The sequence below is a fragment of the Planococcus antarcticus DSM 14505 genome (genome assembly GCF_001687565.2).
GTDB lineage: Bacteria > Bacillota > Bacilli > Bacillales_A > Planococcaceae > Planococcus > Planococcus antarcticus.
In genome coordinates this window covers 1,059,919-1,076,450 of sequence record NZ_CP016534.2, presented here as the reverse complement: position 1 = coordinate 1,076,450, position 16,532 = coordinate 1,059,919, and the positions used below count along the sequence as shown (strand labels likewise).

Here is a 16,532-nt window from a genome sequence, read left to right as displayed (position 1 = left end):
TCCATCACTCCTTTTCTTATCCTTATCGTACCGAACCCCAGCGTTAGTTTCAATTTCTTTGGCGTTTCTGAACAAGGTTGTCTACAATAAGGAATAGATTAAACAATAGGAGGCATTTCGCCAATGAACCATTCAACTTCAGAAAAGCTTCACGCAGAAGCATTGGAACATATCGTCGGTGGTGTCAACAGCCCATCAAGATCTTTTAAAGCGGTAGGCGGTGGATCTCCCGTCGCCATGGAGCGCGGAAAAGGCGCTTATTTTTGGGACGTCGACGGCAATAAATACATAGACTATTTAGCGGCATACGGTCCCATCATCACCGGCCATGCACACCCGCACATTACACAGGCAATCACGCGTGCAGCGGAAAACGGACTGCTTTATGGAACTCCGACACGCCACGAAATCACATTTGCTAAGATGTTGAAAGATGCAATGCCAAACATGGATAGAGTTCGTTTTGTCAATAGCGGGACTGAAGCAGTTATGACGACGATCCGCATTTCACGTGCATACACTGGTAGAACAAAAATGATGAAATTTGCTGGTTGCTATCACGGCCACTCTGATTTAGTACTTGTAGCTGCTGGATCAGGCCCTGCAACTTTAGGGACTCCTGATTCAGCAGGTGTTCCAAAATCTATCGCTGAAGAAGTCATTACAATTCCATTTAATGATATTGAAGCATTTTCAGAAGCTATGGATCGTTGGGGAGAAGAAATTGCCTGTCTTCTAGTTGAACCGATTGTCGGTAATTTTGGAATCGTTGAACCAAAAGAAGGCTATCTAAAAGAAGTACATCGCATCGCCCATGAAAAAGGCGCGTTAATTGTTTATGATGAAGTGATTACGGCTTTCCGATTCCATTATGGTGGTGCTCAGGATATGCTTGGCTTAGTACCAGACCTTACAGCACTTGGGAAAATCATTGGCGGAGGACTACCAATCGGCGCTTATGGCGGAAAAAAAGAGATCATGGAGACCGTGGCCCCTTTAGGTCCCGCATACCAAGCGGGCACCATGGCAGGAAACCCAGCCTCTATCCAAGCTGGCATTGCTTGTTTGGAAGTACTGCGTGAAGACGGAGTCTACGATGAAATGGATCGACTGGGTGCTCAACTTGAAAAAGGTATTTTGGCTGCCGCTAAAGAATTTGGTGTGACCATTACTATTAATCGTCTGAAAGGCGCTTTGACGATTTACTTTACCGATGTAAAAGTAGAAAACTACGAACAAGCTGAAGCAACTGACGGTAAAATTTTCGGCCGGTTCTTTAAACTAATGCTAAAGCAAGGAATCAATTTAGCTCCATCCAAATATGAGGCATGGTTTTTAACAACTGAACACACTGAAGAAGATGTAGAAGTTTCCATTCAAGCCGTCCGTCAAGCATTTAAACAGTTATAATTAGGAAAAATCATATTAAACGGAAGGAGTCCTTGAGTCAATGAGATTAGGTGCACGTATCTTAAAAACCGGCGTGGCCATTTCTATGGCCTTGTTCCTGGCGAACTTATTGGAATTGCCTTCCCCTGTATTTGCGGGGGTGGCAGCCATTTTCGCGATCCAGCCTTCCATCTATCGATCGTATCTGACGCTACTCGATCAAATTTATGGCAACTTAATCGGTGCCGCTATTGCTATCATTTTTGTATTAACGCTCGGCAGCAATTATTTGACGATTGGCGCAGCTGCGATTCTGGCTATCGTGCTGATGCTGAAGCTGAAATTGGAAAATACCGTTCCGTTAACTTTGGTGACGATGATCATCATCATGGATTCTCACTCTACCGACTTTTTGACTTTCGCTTCGTTGAGAATCAGTACTGTCATGCTCGGGATTTTATCAGCTTTTGTGGTGAATATGATCTTTCTACCTCCGAAGTACGAAACACGCCTCTTCACTTCAATCCATGAGGTCAGCGAAGAAGTGATTCGCTGGATTCGCGTCTCTATTCGTCACGCTTCCGATCATGCATCTGTTAAAGAAGACATCGATAAGTTGACGGAAAAGCTATTAAAAGTCGATCAATGGTATTCGTTTTATAAAGAAGAACGCAGCTATACTAAGAAACAACAATATGCTAAGGCACGCAAATTGGTATTGTATCGCCAGATGATTGCCACCTCCAAGAAAAGCCTTGAAGTTTTAAGGCGCCTGAACCGTTTTGAAAATGAATTGATAGAGCTTCCTGAACACTTCCATATGATGGTCCAAGAACGCTTGGAAAGCTTGGCTAGTTACCACGAACAGCTATATATGAAGTATGTGGGCAAGTTGCGGCCAGAGCATAGCGAAGGTTCTGGTGCAGATGCCATCATAAAACGCAATGAAGTAATGACAATTTTTGTAAAAGAAATAAATTTAGCACATGAGGAAAATGAAGACGAGTTTTCAGTTTATCATTTAATGCACGTCTTATCAGCCATATTGGACTACGAAGAGCAGCTGGAACATTTGGATTTACTCATTATCGCTTACTTGAATTATCATTCAGAAGAAGTAGACAGCGATCTTGAAAATGCCATATAAAAAAAGTGTGAGGCGATTGCCTCACACTTTTTTTATGCTTGAGAATGTATAACTTTTAGATTTTTTTGTTCAGACTCCAGCGCCCAGATCCCAGAGATGTAAACCACTTTGATTGTGCGAATGAAAACATGTCGCTTCCCTAAAGTGACTTATGCCCATCGAGAACCCACAGGATGTGGGTCAGCTACCTATTACAAGGTGAAGTCGTGTGTTTAGGTTAATTTCAGCTGCTGGGCCGCTTGTGCTTTTCTTATGACTTCATTCGCGGATCCAAAGCATCGCGCAAACCGTCACCCATCAAGTTAAAGCCAAGAACTGTTAACATGATGGCAACGCCTGGGAAAATCATGGTCCACGGTGCATTCGTCAAATACGAACGTGAGTCTGCCAGCATCTTGCCCCATTCCGGTGACGGCGCCTGTGCACCCAACCCAAGAAATCCGAGAGCCGCTGCTTCGATAATGGCGGTCGCAATTGCCAACGTTCCTTGGACAATAACCGGTGCCATGGAGTTCGGTAGGATATGCGAAATCAGGATTCTGTTGTCTTTCATACCGATTGCTTTTGCCGACATGATGTATTCGTCTTCTTTAATACTTAATACTTTCGAGCGAATCAAACGCCCAAAATTTGGTACGTTAATGATTGCAATAGCAATTAGTGCATTACGTAAAGACGGTCCAAGAACCGATACGACCGCAATCGCCAATAAAATACTTGGAAATGCCAGCATAATATCGAAGATTCTGGAGATGATCGTATCCACCCAGCGTCCATAATAACCAGCTAAAATACCTAAAATACTACCTACTACAACCGATCCAATGACCGCTAAAAAGCCGACCCATAATGAAATACGTGCGCCATACACAACCCGGGATAAGATATCCCGGCCAAAGTCGTCCGTTCCCATCCAATTTGTGGAAGAAGGAGGCATAAGCCGTTGAGACAGATTTTGTTCATTGATGCCCTGCGGTGTAAAAAGCGGACCGAAAATTGCAAGCAGTACGAAGAATATGACAATCCCCATTCCGACAACCGCTACTTTGCTTTTACGGAAACCTCGCCATGCCTCTTTCCAGGGACCGGCGACTTTCTGCATTTCCTCTTTGTCTTGATTGATTGCTGTTTCAGCCAATGTATATCTCCTCCTTCCTAATCATATTTGATGCGTGGATCTACCAAGCCGTACAACAGATCAACAAATAAATTGATCATGACAAAAATAAACGCAACAATCAGAATCCCTGACTGAATGACTGGATAATCGCGGAAGCCAATCGCTTCGTAAATATAACGTCCGATTCCAGGCCAGCCAAAAATGGTTTCTGTCAAAATAGCACCACCAAGTAGCAGTCCCATCTGAAGTCCGATAATCGTCAACACCGGAATAATGGCATTTTTAAGTGCGTGTTTGTACACCACCCAAAACATCGACAAACCTTTTGAACGAGCTGTTCTGACATAATCTGAACGCATGACTTCAAGCATGCTTGAACGCGTCATTCTGGCAATGATCGCCATCGGAATTGTCGCTAAAGCAGTACCCGGCAATACAAGATGTTTCAGAACAGTAGCCAATTGATTAAAATCTCCTGCAATCAATGTATCAATCACATAAAAATTCGTAATGACATCAACAGGATCTCGGACATTTTCCCGGCCCGTAGTAGGAAGAATCCCCAATTCGATTGAGAAAATCCACTGGTTCATCAATCCCAGCCAGAAAATTGGCATAGATACGCCAATCAAGGCAATAATCATCGCCAAGTAATCAAACCATGAATTTTGGAACCAAGCTGAAATAATACCCGCGTTGATTCCGATAATCACTGCAATAATAATAGCGAATAAGGAAAGTTCAATTGTGGCAGCCAAATAAGGCCACACTTCATCTACCACTGGAGTTCGCGTACGAAGTGATTCTCCTAAATCTCCTGTAACCAGTCCTTTCAGATAATCAAAGTACTGAATATACCAGGGATTGTCCAATCCCAAATTTGACCGTAATGCCTTTATCGCTTCTTCGGATGCTTGTTGACCAAGGATGACTTGTGCAGGATCACCAGGAATTGCACGGATGATCATAAACACGATAAATGTCATACCGAGTAAAACCGGGATTAACTGTAGAAGCCGCCTTCCTATATAGTGAAGCATCTTCTTCACCTCTCCATCTCTTGCAATATGTATAACAGTAAGAAAAAAAGGAGGAAATCATCCCGACTTCCTCCCTTGAATTGCCTACTCTAAATCTACTGAAGCCAATTTGTCAGAACCTGTTGGATGTGCTTTGAAATTGATTACGTTATTCCCACCAGCCAATAGCGGTGTAGAATGCGCAAGCGGAACCCAAGGAGCATCTTCATGGATGATTTCCTGAGCTTGCATATACAATTCATTTCTCAAATCTTCATCGACTTCTGATTGTGCCTCAATCAGGATATCGTGCAATTCCTGGTTTTTGTAATACGTGTAGTTGTTTGTGCCAACATTGTCTTGGTCAAGCAAAGCATATAAGAAGTTATCTGCATCGCCGTTATCGCCAGTCCATCCGAGTAAGAATGCATCAGCTTCTCCGTTTGCAGCTTTTTCAAGATAAGTAGCCCACTCAAACGACACGATTTCAGCAGTTACGCCAACATCAGCCAAGTTCTTTTGAATGGCTTCTGCCACTTTTTGGCCATCCGGCATATATGGACGTGGAACTGGCATTGCATAAAGTTCCATTTCAAAGCCATCTGGAAGACCCGCTTCAGCCAATAATTCTTTTGCACGTTCAGGATCATATACATAATCTTCGATGCTGTCGTTATATCCACTAATTACCGGTGGAATCGGATTTTTCGCTACTTCTGCACGTCCTTCGAAAAATGCGTCTACAATCGCCTGTTTGTCGATTGCGTGGTTGATCGCTTGACGTACTTTTGGATCATCAAATGGTTCACGTGTCACAGTCATTCCTAGGTAGCCAACGTTCATAGATGGACGCTCGAACAATTGAAGATTTTCATCTCCTTCGATTGTCCCTGCATCAGAAGGTGTGATTCCGTCTGCCAAATCAATTTCTCCTGATAATAAAGCGTTTAAACGAGCTGAGTTATCTGGAATCGCGCGGAATACCACTTGATCCAATTTCGGCTCGCCATCTACCCAATAATCGTCAAACTTTTCGATTGTAATGGTATCGTTGCGTTTCCATTCAACAAATTTAAATGGACCTGTTCCAATCGGTTTGTCGCCAAAAGTGTCGCCTGCTGCTTCAAATGCAGTTGGCGAAGCAATCGCGAATGGGCTCATTGCCAGGTTTTTAAGGAATGGTGCCTGTGGACGGTTTAATGTAAAGGTAACTTCGTAATCGCCTGTTGCTTCAACAGATTCGATAACATGCCCTTCGTCATCACCATATCCCCCGAACATAGAACCGTAGTAAGGGTATTGTTCACCGTCACCGGCAGCCCAGCGTTCAAAGTTCTTGACGACTGCCTCTGCGTTGAAATCAGTATCATCATGGAATTTAACGCCTTCTTCCAATGTGAAGGTATAAGTTAATCCATCTTCAGAAGCTGTCCAATCAGAAGCCAATGCTGGTTCGATTTCTGTATCCTGCTCACCAAAATTCACTAATGTATCAAAAATGTTTTTTGTTACTTTAAATGATTCACCGTCCGTGACTGTGATCGGATCAAGAGAAACCGAATCGCCTCCGCGTCCAAAGATCAACTGCTTCTCTTCGGTAGATCCACCTTCACTGCCACTTTCTTCTGATCCATTGTCAGAACTACAGCCATAAAGAGCTGTTGATACTAATAAAAGCAACAAAAGTGTCCACGATAAGAACTTTTTCTTCCCCAAAATAACCCCTCCATTTTTTCTATTTATTATCATTGCGGCCTGGATTCTTCGTAAAGATGACAGGCAACATAATGACCTTTTTCAACCTCTGCAAAAACTGGCACAACTTTTGAGCAAATGTCCATTTTAAATGGACAGCGCGTATGGAAGCTGCAGCCGCTCGGTGGATTTGCAGGGCTTGGAACATCTCCGGAAATAACGACTTCTTCTCGGATAAATCCCGGATCCGGAACCGGTACAGCAGCCAATAACGCCTGCGTATACGGATGTAACGGTTTTTCATACAAGTCTTCAGTATTGGCAAGTTCCGCCATTTTCCCAAGATACATAACGCCTACCCGGTCACTGATATGGCGAACTACCCCCAAATCGTGGGCAATAAATATATAAGTCAGCTTCAGCTCTTTTTGAAGATCCTGCATCAAGTTTAATACCTGCGCTTGAATCGATACATCAAGTGCTGATACCGGTTCATCTGCAATAATCAGTTTCGGATTTGTCATCAAAGCACGTGCGATACCAATGCGCTGCCGCTGACCGCCACTGAATTGATGTGGATAGCGTTTAGCATGGTAACTGCTCAATCCAACAATTTCTAAAAACTCATGTACTTTCCTTTTTCGCTCTTTTGGATCGCCTATATCATGGACATTAAGCGGTTCCATTAAAATCTTCTCGATTGTGTGACGTGGATTTAATGAAGCATAGGGATCTTGAAAGACCATTTGAATATCTCGGCGCGCTTTGCGCATCTCGTTATTCGACAAACTAGTCAATTCCTGACCATCAAAGGTAACAGTACCTTCGGTTGGTTCTAAAAGTCGCATCAACATTCGTCCTGTCGTGGATTTCCCGCAACCTGATTCACCGACAATACCTAAGGTCTCGCCTTCTTGAACAGTAAATGATACATCGTCCACCGCTTTAACATGATTGCTAACTTTACCTAAGATTCCAGATGTAATCGGAAAATACTTTTTCAATCCTTCAACTTTTAACAACGGTTCTGTCATGAGACTGTACCTCCTTCGGATCAAATAGGAAACAGCGGGTTTGATGATTATCCGCTGTTTGGTACAGCTCGGGGTCTTCTACAGTGCAACGATCAAAAGCAAATTCACAGCGCGCTGCAAACTTGCAGCCTGTTTTTATCGTTCCGGGTTTAGGAACGTTTCCGGGAATCGAATACAAGCGCTCTTTTTTGAAACGCATATCTGGAACCGACTCAAGCAAGCCTTTTGTATAGGGATGCTGCGGATCATTGAAAATTGTCTGGACTGGACCTTCTTCGACCACTTTCCCTGCGTACATGATAACTACACGTTCACAACTTTCAGCCACTACCCCTAAATCATGAGTAATCAGCAGCACCGCTGTATTCAACCGTTCGTTGAGACTTTTAATCAACTTCAGAATTTGAGACTGTATGGTCACATCAAGTGCTGTTGTCGGTTCGTCCGCAATCAATACTTTCGGATCACATAGCAGAGCCATCGCAATCATGACGCGCTGCCGCATTCCGCCTGATAGCTGATGCGGATAATCTTTCATCAAGCCTTCTGGCCGAGGCAGACCTACCAAGTTCATCATTTCAATTGCCCGCTCCTGAACCTGTTTTTTTGACCAATCCTTTTTATGAATCTTAATCGCTTCGCGGAGCTGATTGCCAATTGTAAACAACGGATTTAACGAAGTCATTGGTTCCTGGAAAATCATCGCAATATCATTGCCTCTGATTTCCCGCATTTCTTTCTCGGATAATTTCGTCAAATCTTTATTCTGAAATAAAATTTCGCCATTTGTAATTTTCCCTGGCGGACTCGGTACCAACCCCATTATGGAAAGTGAAGTAACACTTTTACCACATCCGGATTCACCGACAATACCAAGCACTTCGCCTTCCCGTATGTGAAAATCCACATTATCTACTGCTGGTATCTCTCCATCATCTGTGAAAAAGGATGTTTTCAAACCTTTAACGTCTAAGATGGTTTTGCGTTCATTCATGATGCTCCCCCTTTTGCACGAAAATGATTCAGATTATTCTCCCTTTTTTAATTATACGTAATATTATTATTAATGCAATATCTTTTTGGGTTTACTGGAAGTTCCAGACATAGGAAAAGAGCCTCCAATATATTGGAGGCTCTTAGAACGATTAATTAAAATGCTGAACTTGGAACAGGTTGTGATATACACCCTGCTGCTTCATCAGTTCATTATGCGTTCCACTTTCCGCGAGTTTGCCGTGGTCGATAACTAGAATTTGGTCTGCATGAGTAATGGTTGAAAGCCGGTGCGCAACGATTAAAGTCGTCCGGTCGTGCGCTAGACGCTCTAATGAATCCTGAATTAATGCTTCGCTCTCAAGGTCAAGTGCTGAAGTTGCTTCGTCTAGAATCAGAATCGGCGGATTTTTTAGGAACACGCGTGCAATCGCGACGCGTTGTTTTTGTCCACCAGATAATTTCACGCCGCGTTCTCCAACTTTCGTGTCATAACCTTCCGGCAGCTGTGAAATGAATTCGTCCGCATTGGCAGCTTTCGCTGCTGCAATCACTTCTTCATCCGTTGCTCCCGGTTTCCCCATCAAAATATTAGCTTTTACAGAATCACTAAAGAGAATAGAATCCTGCAACACTAAACCAATTTGGTCGCGCAATGTGTGAGTCGTTACGTCACGCAGATCATGATCATCCATGAAAATGCCGCCGTTTGTTACATCATAAAAACGTGGAATCAGGGAAACAATGGTCGATTTTCCACCACCGCTCATTCCGACGAATGCAACGGTCTCTCCAGGTTTTACTGTGAAATTCAAATTGGATAATACTTCCGTTCCGCCATCGTTATAGTGGAAGGAGACATCACGGAATTCTAGTTTACCATCAACCACTTTCAAGTCGGTCGCTTTTTCTTTATCTGTCACATCGTAATCTTCATCGATTAATTCAAAAACGCGGTCCATAGAAGCCAAAGACTGAACTAAAGTCGTTGAAGAATTGACCATTCGACGCAGCGGATTGTACAAGCGTTCGATATAGGCAATAAATGCCACCATTGTACCCAGCGTCAAATTGCCTTGGATCACTTGGTAGCCGGCATAACCGATGACCAATAATGGCGCAACATCTGTGATGGTATTTACTACTGCGAACGCCTTGGCATTCCATTTGGTATGGTCAATTGCCTTTTCCAGAAACTGATCGTTCGTATCGTTGAAAATTTTCTGTTCGTGCTTTTCCAGCGCAAAACTTTTGATGATGCTCATTCCCTGAACACGCTCATGCAGGTAACTTTGAACATTGGCTAAAGCCTGTGAGCGTTCGCGTGTCAAATCACGTAGCCGCCCAAAGAAGTACTTAACGCTGAATGCGTAGAACGGAAACGCCAACAATGCAACAATAGTTAAAGAAACGTCCATAGTCAGCATAATGATAATGGCGATGAGAATTGTCGCCAGATCTAGCCAGACGTTCATCAAGCCGATCATGACAAAATTTTTGGTCTGCTCAACGTCATTGATGATGCGCGAGATGATTTCGCCAGCACGCGTATTTGCATAATAACGCAAACTCAAACGCTGCAAATGTCCGTACAAATAGCCTCGGATATCATACAGAATCTTATTGCTTACATACTGTGCGTAATATTGACGATAATACTCAATCGGTGGCCGTAATAGGAAAAAGACAATTGCGGTTCCCCCAAGCCATAAATACAGCTGTTCCAGCTTTTCTGCATTCGACAGTGCATCCGCTCCGATAATGTCATCAATGACGATCTTGATCAGCAGCGGAATAAAAAGTGGAATCGCAAATTTGAATATCCCGATAAAGATCGTCAGTGCAATCTGCCAATAATACGGTTTGACAAACTGCATATAGCGTTTCATACTACTCAAACTCTTCACTCCATTCTATTCAAAACGAAAAACCTGTTGGCAAGCAACAGGTTTTCATCTTAATCACGAATCCGGTTTAGTCTATGAAATTCATAGCGGTTCGTCCATACTTCGATAAAGTCCTGGGCAAATGGCCCTCTGCGCTGTTTAATCCAGCCGATCAGCTTCTCTACATTGCGGTGAAGAATTTGATCAATCACTTCAGGATAACCCATTTGCCGCTTATGGTCTTCGTATTCGTCTTCATCCAACAGCGTGTAAGACATGTCTGGAAACACTTTGACATCCAAGTCATAATCGATGTATTTCAACGAGCTATTATTATAAACGAATGGAGAACTGACGTTACAATAATAATAAACACCGTCTTCTCGGAGCATGCAGATGATGTTGAACCAATGCTCTGCATGAAAATAGCAGATTGACGGTTCGCGCGTCAACCAAGTTCGACCATCGGATTCTGTCACTTGCGTCCGCTCATTTGCACCAATTACAATATTGTTGGTACCTTTTAGTACCGTTGTTTCCTGCCAGACACGGTGGATTCGGCCGTTGTGTTTATAACTGTGGATTTGAATTGTTTCACCCTCCGCAGGAATCGCCATGTACTATCCCACCTTCTAGTCTAAGCCTTTGTTTATCTGCTATTTCAGTATTATATCAATCAATTCTGAAAACATACAGCAATAAGGCATAAGGACCAAAGGATTACATGACGACTGAACGACCACCGTCGACTATAATCGTTTGCCCGCGGATCATGTCCGAGTCAGAAGAAATCAAGAATAAAGCAGCTTTGACCATATCGTCAACCTCGACCATCCGACCTGCCGGCGTGTTGACACGCGCGTCGTTCAATAAATTGTCACGGTTTGGAAAATGTTTCAATGCATCTGTATCGAGTGCTCCGCCAGATACCGTGTTGACTGCAATTCCGAGTGGCGCCATTTCTACAGCCAAATAACGCGTAATTGATTCTACCGCTGCCTTTGAAACACCTATCGTCGTATAATTTTCCAAATAACGAATAGATCCCAGTGAGCTGATGCCAACGATTTTACCGCCCTTATCCATCAGTTTTGCGGCTTCTTGTGCACCGAACAGCATCGCTTTCGCGTTAATATTCATCGTCCAGTCCCAATGTGATTCTTCCAGTTCCATAACAGGGCGCAAAACACCGGAAGCCGCATTGGATACAAAAACATCTAGTCGGCCAAATTCTTCTTTAATCGTCTGGAACATCCCACGCAACTTCTCAACATCTCCTACATTGGCACGGACCAATAAGGCTTTTTGTCCTCTTGCTTCAATTTCCTTTACGGTATCGAGTGCAGCGGATTTACTCCGCGCATAATTGACAACAATATCATATCCTTGATCAGCAAGGGCAATTGCCAGTGCTTTGCCAAGGCCTTTGCTGCTGCCAGTGACTAATGCTACTTTTTGTTCTGTCATAATCATACATCTCCTCTTTGCTGTAAAGATATTTTCATTTTTTGAACCGGTCCTGCGATCGGCAACAAATCCAATTCTTCTGCCGTCACCCATCTCATATGATTAGGTGCGCTTATATTTTTGCTATCGGCAATAAAGCCATCCACGTTCCATATTAAATGAGAAAAGACATGTTTGAAAGAAGTAATTTTTTCAGCTTTGTCCACGATCCCTTTCAAACTTTCCGACAATTGCTCTTCAATTTCCACTGGCAGGATATCTACTGCAGTTTCCAACATCGGAAACTGCCACATATTTGCTAGTAAACCGGAAGCAGGACGTTGCTCCATAAGGAATTTGTCTTCGTTACGAATCGCTATCATTGCGTATTGCAACGATTTGGTTTTTTTGGTTTTGGTTTTAATCGGCAGGACGTTTTGTTTGCCTTCATGAAAAGCAGCACAATGCTCTCGTACAGGACAGAGCAGACATTTCGGCGAAGTTGGCGTACAAATTAGCGCCCCCAATTCCATCAATCCTTGGTTGAATGAAGAAGGATCTTCATGGCTGATGATTTCAGTGACTGCTTCTTCGAAAATTTTACGCGTCTTTGGCTTAGCGATATCTTCCTCAATCAATAGAATTCGAGATAATACACGCATGACGTTGCCATCCACTGCATGCTCTGGAATACCGTAAGCAATGCTTAAGACAGCCCCTGCTGTATAAGGACCAACACCTTTCAAAGAAGAAATTTCTTTGCGGTTGTCTGGAACAATCCCTCCATAATTTTGAGCTACTTCTTTGACTCCAGCCTGTAAATTGCGTGCCCGAGAGTAATAGCCCAGCCCTTCCCATTGTTTCAGCAAAATTTGTTCATCGGCTTGTGCCAAGTCGTCTAAGGTGGGAAATTTTTCGATAAAGCGTTTATAATAAGGAATAACCGTATCTACGCGGGTTTGCTGCAACATAATTTCTGAAATCCAGATTTGATAAGGGTCTGCCGTACGTCTCCAAGGCAAATCTCTTTTTTCTGCTGCGAACCAATTGATTAAGTCATTTTGAAATTGTTTTTTTTCTATTTTAATGGGGGTTGCCTCCGTTCAGCTTGATTATTCCAGCCCGGTTTCGGGTATGTACGAAAATGAGGAATGAGTTTATTTTAACAAAACTTTTTAGTTCCCCATAAAATAAACTTTTTTAGAAAGGGGATGAGCCAATGGATACAGGTACTCATATTGTCATGGGCATTGCCCTTGGCGGCTTTGCAATGGTTGATCCAGCCGTCGCCAGCCACCCTGTCACCATGACTGCTGTCGTTTCCGGTGTCATCATCGGTTCTTTGGCGCCAGACGTTGACACCGTTTTGAAGCTTCGTGACAACGCTGTTTATATTCGGCATCATCGAGGAGCTACCCACTCGATTCCCGCAGTGCTTTTGTGGCCACTGTTAATAGCAGGTGCATTATCGCTTGTTTTTCCAGAAGCCAACCTGCTCCATCTGTGGCTCTGGACTTTCCTGGCCGTCTTTATGCATGTGTTTGTTGACATCTTCAACTCTTATGGAACACAGGCTCTTAGGCCGATTTCCAATCGATGGGTTGCACTGGGTGTCATCAATACATTTGACCCCATCATTTTCGGCGCACATGTGCTGGCTCTCATGATATGGGCATTTGGTGCTGATCCTGTTTGGACTATCGGCATCCTATATCTTGCCATGTTCTTCTATTATATTGCAAGATTTGCAGTGCAAGGAGCTATCAAGAGCGCTGTCCGGAATACTATTCCTGGTGCTACTGAAGTTTTTGTGGCGCCAACGATGCGCTTTTTCCATTGGCGCATCGCTGCCGACACAGATCGCCATCATTACGTAGGACGTGCCTATGGCCGGACCATCAACATCTATGATAAATTTATGAAGAAAGAAATGCCTGAAAACAACTTAATCCAAGCGGCGATGAAAGATAAGAATATTGCTGCATTCGTTTCATTCTCTCCATTATACCGCTGGGAAATCAACGAGTATGGAAATATTTATGAGGTGCGGTTGATCGATCTCCGCTACCGTAGCAATGACTATTATCCGTTCGTTGCCGTAGCTCATTTGGATAAGGAATGTAAAATTATCAATTCTTATACCGGATGGATTTTTAGCGAAGATAAGTTAAAGAAAAAATTGGATTTTAGCCATAACTAGAAAACGCACACCCCAGGGTGCGCGTTTTCTTTTTTTAATGCTTAAAAAGCACAGGGGTTCATAGCCGTGTTCAGTTTGACGGCCGCCTCCACTCTTCTTATTGCCCAGCTTTCGGGGCATAAGTCACCACAGCTGCGTGGCAAAGAACGCAGTTTCGCCGGTCTGTCTTATGCCCATCAGAGCTATACGGGCGCTTGCGCTTTTCTTTTAGTCCTTCAACAAATGTGCGTATTTAGGATTAGTGCTGGCAAATTCATGAATTTTATCGCCATAGCTATCAATCCATTGGCGCATCACTTTCTCAACAACCGCTGTTCCTTGATAGTCGTATCCAGCTTTCGCGTAAGACGACTCGAAATCAGATGCCAGCAGTTCAATCCAAATGCGCGCTTTTTCTTCTGTAAGATTCGGATTTTTTTCCTGTAATTCGATTGTCAATTGATCAATAATTTCTTTCATTCGCTCATTTCCCTTCTTTCAACGGGCGCAGCATAGAAATTGGTAGCGCTTCCGTATGTTTTTCTCCGCCCATCCGGTACCCCCAGGCAAACCGCCCTTTTAAGTAGTCGATTTGGAAATAGACATTGGGGTCTCCTTCAATGCGATACACCTCGCCTTTTTTAAAATCTGCTGGATCCAGCAAATATGCCGCCGCCATCATGGCTTTTCGTTCGAGCACGGCAAATTCATTGACGATGCCCAATTGCTCAGCTTTTCTGGCTTTTTCTTTCAGACGCCCAATTTCCCCTCGAAGTTCATGCTCTGTCATGTCGCTGTAAGGTTTTTTTTCAGTCATCTTCAAGCTCCTTCTTGTCTAGATAGTCATTGATCACTTCACCGGGAAACCCTTTTTGGTACAATCCCTGTTTGACTTTCGTTTTTAAATCGTAGCCTGTCAACTTGGAGCTGTGCTTACGCCATAATTTATCTCCTTGTTCTGCAACAATTTCCAGCCACTGATCTTCATCTTTTTCAAGGTTCAGCTCTTCAATCGCTAGCTTAATCAGTGAATAATTATAGCCTTTTCTCATCAAGGTATCGGTAATTTTTTGGTGAATCTGACTCGGAGTTTTCATCTTTTCCTTGATGGCAATTTTCTCTGCGAGGCCTTTAGCAACTTCCAATTGTTCTTCTTCGGAATAGGAATCTAAAACGTCTTTTTGCATCTGTTTATCAATTCCTCTCTTTTGCATATCTTGCTGGATTGCGCGCGGTCCTTTTTTGCCTGATTTGATTTGCGTTCTCATCAGCGCTTCTGAAAATTGTTGGTCATCTAGAAAACTATGGACATATAATTTCTTAATCGCTTCATCTATTACGGCATCGCCATATTCTTTTTCTTTTAGCTTCTGGCGTACTTCTCCTTCACTTCGCATCCGGAAGCCAAGGTAATAAAGGGCTTTGTTGTAAGCTTTCCGGACTTCATCTTCGAAATTGACTTCTTCGATAGTCCATTGATCCAGCTCTTTCCCTTTTATCAGCTGATACCTGATAAGCACCGCTTCATCCACGCTAAAAGCATATTTATCTTCGAAAAAGATATTATACCTTTCAGGGTTTTTCTTTCCCTGTGTGATTTTTGAAATAATCGGCATTTACTGGCACCTCTCTTCTCCTTATATTATACACCTTAAGGACAAAAAATGGCATAGCTTAGAGCCATTAAGGGTATGCTAAAAGAAACAGGAGGCGATAGAAATGAAAATTGCGATTACGGGTGGAACTGGATTCGTCGGTAAAGAATTGACGCGCTTATTACTCGATCGAGGTGATGAAGTTACTATTTTGACGAGAACACCGAAAACGACAGCCGATAAAATTACATACGTCAAATGGTTGGAGAAAGATGCTGTTCCGGAAAACCAATTAGAAGGCGTTGACGCTTTTATTAATTTGGCTGGTACTTCTATAAACGATGGCCGCTGGAGTGAAGAACAAAAAAAACTGATTTATACAAGTCGCATGGACGCAACTAATGAATTATTGCGCATTATCCACAAACTAGATAAAAAACCAAAAGTTTTGGTGAATGCGAGTGCTGTCGGTATTTATCCGCCGTCTCAAACTGTTACCTATACAGAAGCTTCTGCTGATCTTGGCTCTGATTTTCTAGCACAAACTGTTCGGGACTGGGAAATTTTAGCGCACCGAGCCGAAGAAGATGGCTTGCGTGTGGCTTGTGGCCGATTTGGTATTATCCTCGGTAAAGATGCAGGTGCTTTGCCTTTGATGGCGTTGCCTTACAAAATGTTCGCAGGTGGCACAGTCGGCTCCGGCAAACAATGGTTGTCATGGATTCACATTAAAGACGTGGTAAGGGCACTGGCTTTTGCACTGGACAACAATCAGCTAACTGGAGCCTTTAACGTCACGGCTCCGAATCCAAAGCAAATGAAAGATTTCGGCAAAGAAATTGCCCACGCCCTTGGACGACCGCATTGGATTCCTGTTCCATCGTTTGCAATGAAAACGGCTTTAGGCGACAAAAGCCAACTCGTTCTCGAAGGTCAGCGAGTCCTACCTACTGTCCTCGAGCAACAGGGGTTCCAATTCAAGTTTCCTAATTTGCGATCGGCACTGGCTGATATCTATAAATAAGACTA

16 protein-coding genes are annotated in these 16,532 nt (G+C 43.3%); 4 read left to right on the top strand and 12 right to left on the bottom strand.

All coding sequences use genetic code 11. The features are described 5' to 3' along the window. The first annotated feature begins 123 nt into the window (after positions 1 to 123). On the top strand, positions 124 to 1,410 hold the full coding sequence (locus BBH88_RS05270) for a glutamate-1-semialdehyde 2,1-aminomutase (RefSeq protein WP_006830858.1): 1,287 nt from the start codon (positions 124 to 126) through the stop codon (positions 1,408 to 1,410). Positions 1,411 to 1,450: 40 nt separating this feature from the next. Beyond that, positions 1,451 to 2,536 carry an FUSC family protein gene (locus BBH88_RS05265; RefSeq protein WP_006830859.1) on the top strand — a complete coding sequence of 362 codons (1,086 nt, stop codon included), beginning with the start codon at positions 1,451 to 1,453 and terminating at the stop codon, positions 2,534 to 2,536. A 250-nt stretch (positions 2,537 to 2,786) separates the two neighbouring features. On the opposite strand, the gene BBH88_RS05260 is transcribed toward BBH88_RS05265, so the two are convergent. The 9 genes from BBH88_RS05260 to mutY all read right to left on the bottom strand — a co-directional run bounded on the left by BBH88_RS05260 (position 2,787) and on the right by mutY (position 12,751). Next, the gene (locus tag BBH88_RS05260; protein WP_193781226.1) at positions 2,787 to 3,638 is read right to left on the bottom strand and encodes an ABC transporter permease; all 852 of its coding nucleotides are present in this window, start codon (positions 3,636 to 3,638) and stop codon (positions 2,787 to 2,789) included. 53 nt (positions 3,639 to 3,691) lie between these two features. Further along, positions 3,692 to 4,696: an ABC transporter permease gene (locus BBH88_RS05255; RefSeq protein ID WP_006830861.1), complete on the bottom strand. Its 1,005-nt coding sequence runs from the start codon at positions 4,694 to 4,696 to the stop codon at positions 3,692 to 3,694. 84 nt (positions 4,697 to 4,780) lie between these two features. Continuing rightward, positions 4,781 to 6,391, bottom strand: coding sequence for an ABC transporter substrate-binding protein (locus BBH88_RS05250; RefSeq protein WP_006830862.1), 1,611 nt, complete (start codon positions 6,389 to 6,391; stop codon positions 4,781 to 4,783). Positions 6,392 to 6,420: 29 nt separating this feature from the next. Then, positions 6,421 to 7,404, bottom strand: coding sequence for an ABC transporter ATP-binding protein (locus BBH88_RS05245; protein WP_006830863.1), 984 nt, complete (start codon positions 7,402 to 7,404; stop codon positions 6,421 to 6,423). After that, a complete protein-coding gene (locus BBH88_RS05240) occupies positions 7,379 to 8,398 on the bottom strand; it encodes an ABC transporter ATP-binding protein (RefSeq protein ID WP_006830864.1) in 1,020 nt (339 codons plus the stop codon). Before BBH88_RS05240 ends, BBH88_RS05245 begins: the two co-directional genes overlap by 26 nt. A 151-nt stretch (positions 8,399 to 8,549) precedes the next feature. Continuing rightward, positions 8,550 to 10,295, bottom strand: a complete 1,746-nt coding sequence (locus tag BBH88_RS05235; protein ID WP_006830865.1) for an ABC transporter ATP-binding protein — start codon at positions 10,293 to 10,295, stop codon at positions 8,550 to 8,552. 59 nt (positions 10,296 to 10,354) lie between these two features. Then, positions 10,355 to 10,900, bottom strand: coding sequence for a nucleoside tri-diphosphate phosphatase (ntdP, locus tag BBH88_RS05230; protein WP_006830866.1), 546 nt, complete (start codon positions 10,898 to 10,900; stop codon positions 10,355 to 10,357). Between the two features lie 103 nt (positions 10,901 to 11,003). Further along, positions 11,004 to 11,750 (bottom strand): enoyl-[acyl-carrier-protein] reductase FabL, encoded by a 747-nt coding sequence (fabL, locus tag BBH88_RS05225; RefSeq protein ID WP_065537403.1) that lies wholly within the window; start codon positions 11,748 to 11,750, stop codon positions 11,004 to 11,006. 2 nt (positions 11,751 to 11,752) lie between these two features. Continuing rightward, entirely contained in the window at positions 11,753 to 12,751 is a 999-nt protein-coding gene (gene mutY / locus BBH88_RS05220) for an A/G-specific adenine glycosylase (RefSeq protein ID WP_006830868.1), read from the bottom strand. Positions 12,752 to 12,948: 197 nt separating this feature from the next. Here mutY and BBH88_RS05215 point away from each other — a divergent pair, with 197 nt between their 5' ends. Then, positions 12,949 to 13,929 (top strand): metal-dependent hydrolase, encoded by a 981-nt coding sequence (locus BBH88_RS05215; protein WP_065537145.1) that lies wholly within the window; start codon positions 12,949 to 12,951, stop codon positions 13,927 to 13,929. 207 nt (positions 13,930 to 14,136) lie between these two features. On the opposite strand, the gene BBH88_RS05210 is transcribed toward BBH88_RS05215, so the two are convergent. Genes BBH88_RS05210 through recX form a run of 3 tightly spaced genes read right to left on the bottom strand, consistent with a single transcriptional unit; the run spans position 14,137 to position 15,524 of the window. Beyond that, a complete protein-coding gene (locus BBH88_RS05210; protein WP_006830870.1) occupies positions 14,137 to 14,388 on the bottom strand; it encodes a YfhJ family protein in 252 nt (83 codons plus the stop codon). A 4-nt stretch (positions 14,389 to 14,392) separates the two neighbouring features. Beyond that, on the bottom strand, positions 14,393 to 14,725 hold the full coding sequence (locus BBH88_RS05205) for a YfhH family protein (protein WP_006830871.1): 333 nt from the start codon (positions 14,723 to 14,725) through the stop codon (positions 14,393 to 14,395). Continuing rightward, a complete protein-coding gene (gene recX / locus BBH88_RS05200; RefSeq protein WP_006830872.1) occupies positions 14,718 to 15,524 on the bottom strand; it encodes a recombination regulator RecX in 807 nt (268 codons plus the stop codon). Before recX ends, BBH88_RS05205 begins: the two co-directional genes overlap by 8 nt. A gap of 103 nt (positions 15,525 to 15,627) precedes the next feature. Here recX and BBH88_RS05195 point away from each other — a divergent pair, with 103 nt between their 5' ends. Then, the gene (locus tag BBH88_RS05195; RefSeq protein ID WP_006830873.1) at positions 15,628 to 16,527 is read left to right on the top strand and encodes a TIGR01777 family oxidoreductase; all 900 of its coding nucleotides are present in this window, start codon (positions 15,628 to 15,630) and stop codon (positions 16,525 to 16,527) included. Positions 16,528 to 16,532: the final 5 nt, after the last annotated feature.

Coding starts and splice junctions, on each gene's coding strand:
- recX (WP_006830872.1), bottom strand. CDS start 15,524: ATGCCGATTATTTCAAAAATCACACAGGGAAAGAAAAACCCTGAAAGG.
- BBH88_RS05195 (WP_006830873.1), top strand. CDS start 15,628: ATGAAAATTGCGATTACGGGTGGAACTGGATTCGTCGGTAAAGAATTG.
- ntdP (WP_006830866.1), bottom strand. CDS start 10,900: ATGGCGATTCCTGCGGAGGGTGAAACAATTCAAATCCACAGTTATAAA.
- BBH88_RS05215 (WP_065537145.1), top strand. CDS start 12,949: ATGGATACAGGTACTCATATTGTCATGGGCATTGCCCTTGGCGGCTTT.
- BBH88_RS05260 (WP_193781226.1), bottom strand. CDS start 3,638: ATGCAGAAAGTCGCCGGTCCCTGGAAAGAGGCATGGCGAGGTTTCCGT.
- BBH88_RS05255 (WP_006830861.1), bottom strand. CDS start 4,696: ATGCTTCACTATATAGGAAGGCGGCTTCTACAGTTAATCCCGGTTTTA.
- BBH88_RS05265 (WP_006830859.1), top strand. CDS start 1,451: ATGAGATTAGGTGCACGTATCTTAAAAACCGGCGTGGCCATTTCTATG.
- BBH88_RS05205 (WP_006830871.1), bottom strand. CDS start 14,725: ATGACTGAAAAAAAACCTTACAGCGACATGACAGAGCATGAACTTCGA.
- BBH88_RS05245 (WP_006830863.1), bottom strand. CDS start 7,404: ATGACAGAACCGTTGTTAAAAGTTGAAGGATTGAAAAAGTATTTTCCG.
- fabL (WP_065537403.1), bottom strand. CDS start 11,750: ATGACAGAACAAAAAGTAGCATTAGTCACTGGCAGCAGCAAAGGCCTT.
- BBH88_RS05210 (WP_006830870.1), bottom strand. CDS start 14,388: ATGAAAGAAATTATTGATCAATTGACAATCGAATTACAGGAAAAAAAT.
- BBH88_RS05270 (WP_006830858.1), top strand. CDS start 124: ATGAACCATTCAACTTCAGAAAAGCTTCACGCAGAAGCATTGGAACAT.
- BBH88_RS05240 (WP_006830864.1), bottom strand. CDS start 8,398: ATGAATGAACGCAAAACCATCTTAGACGTTAAAGGTTTGAAAACATCC.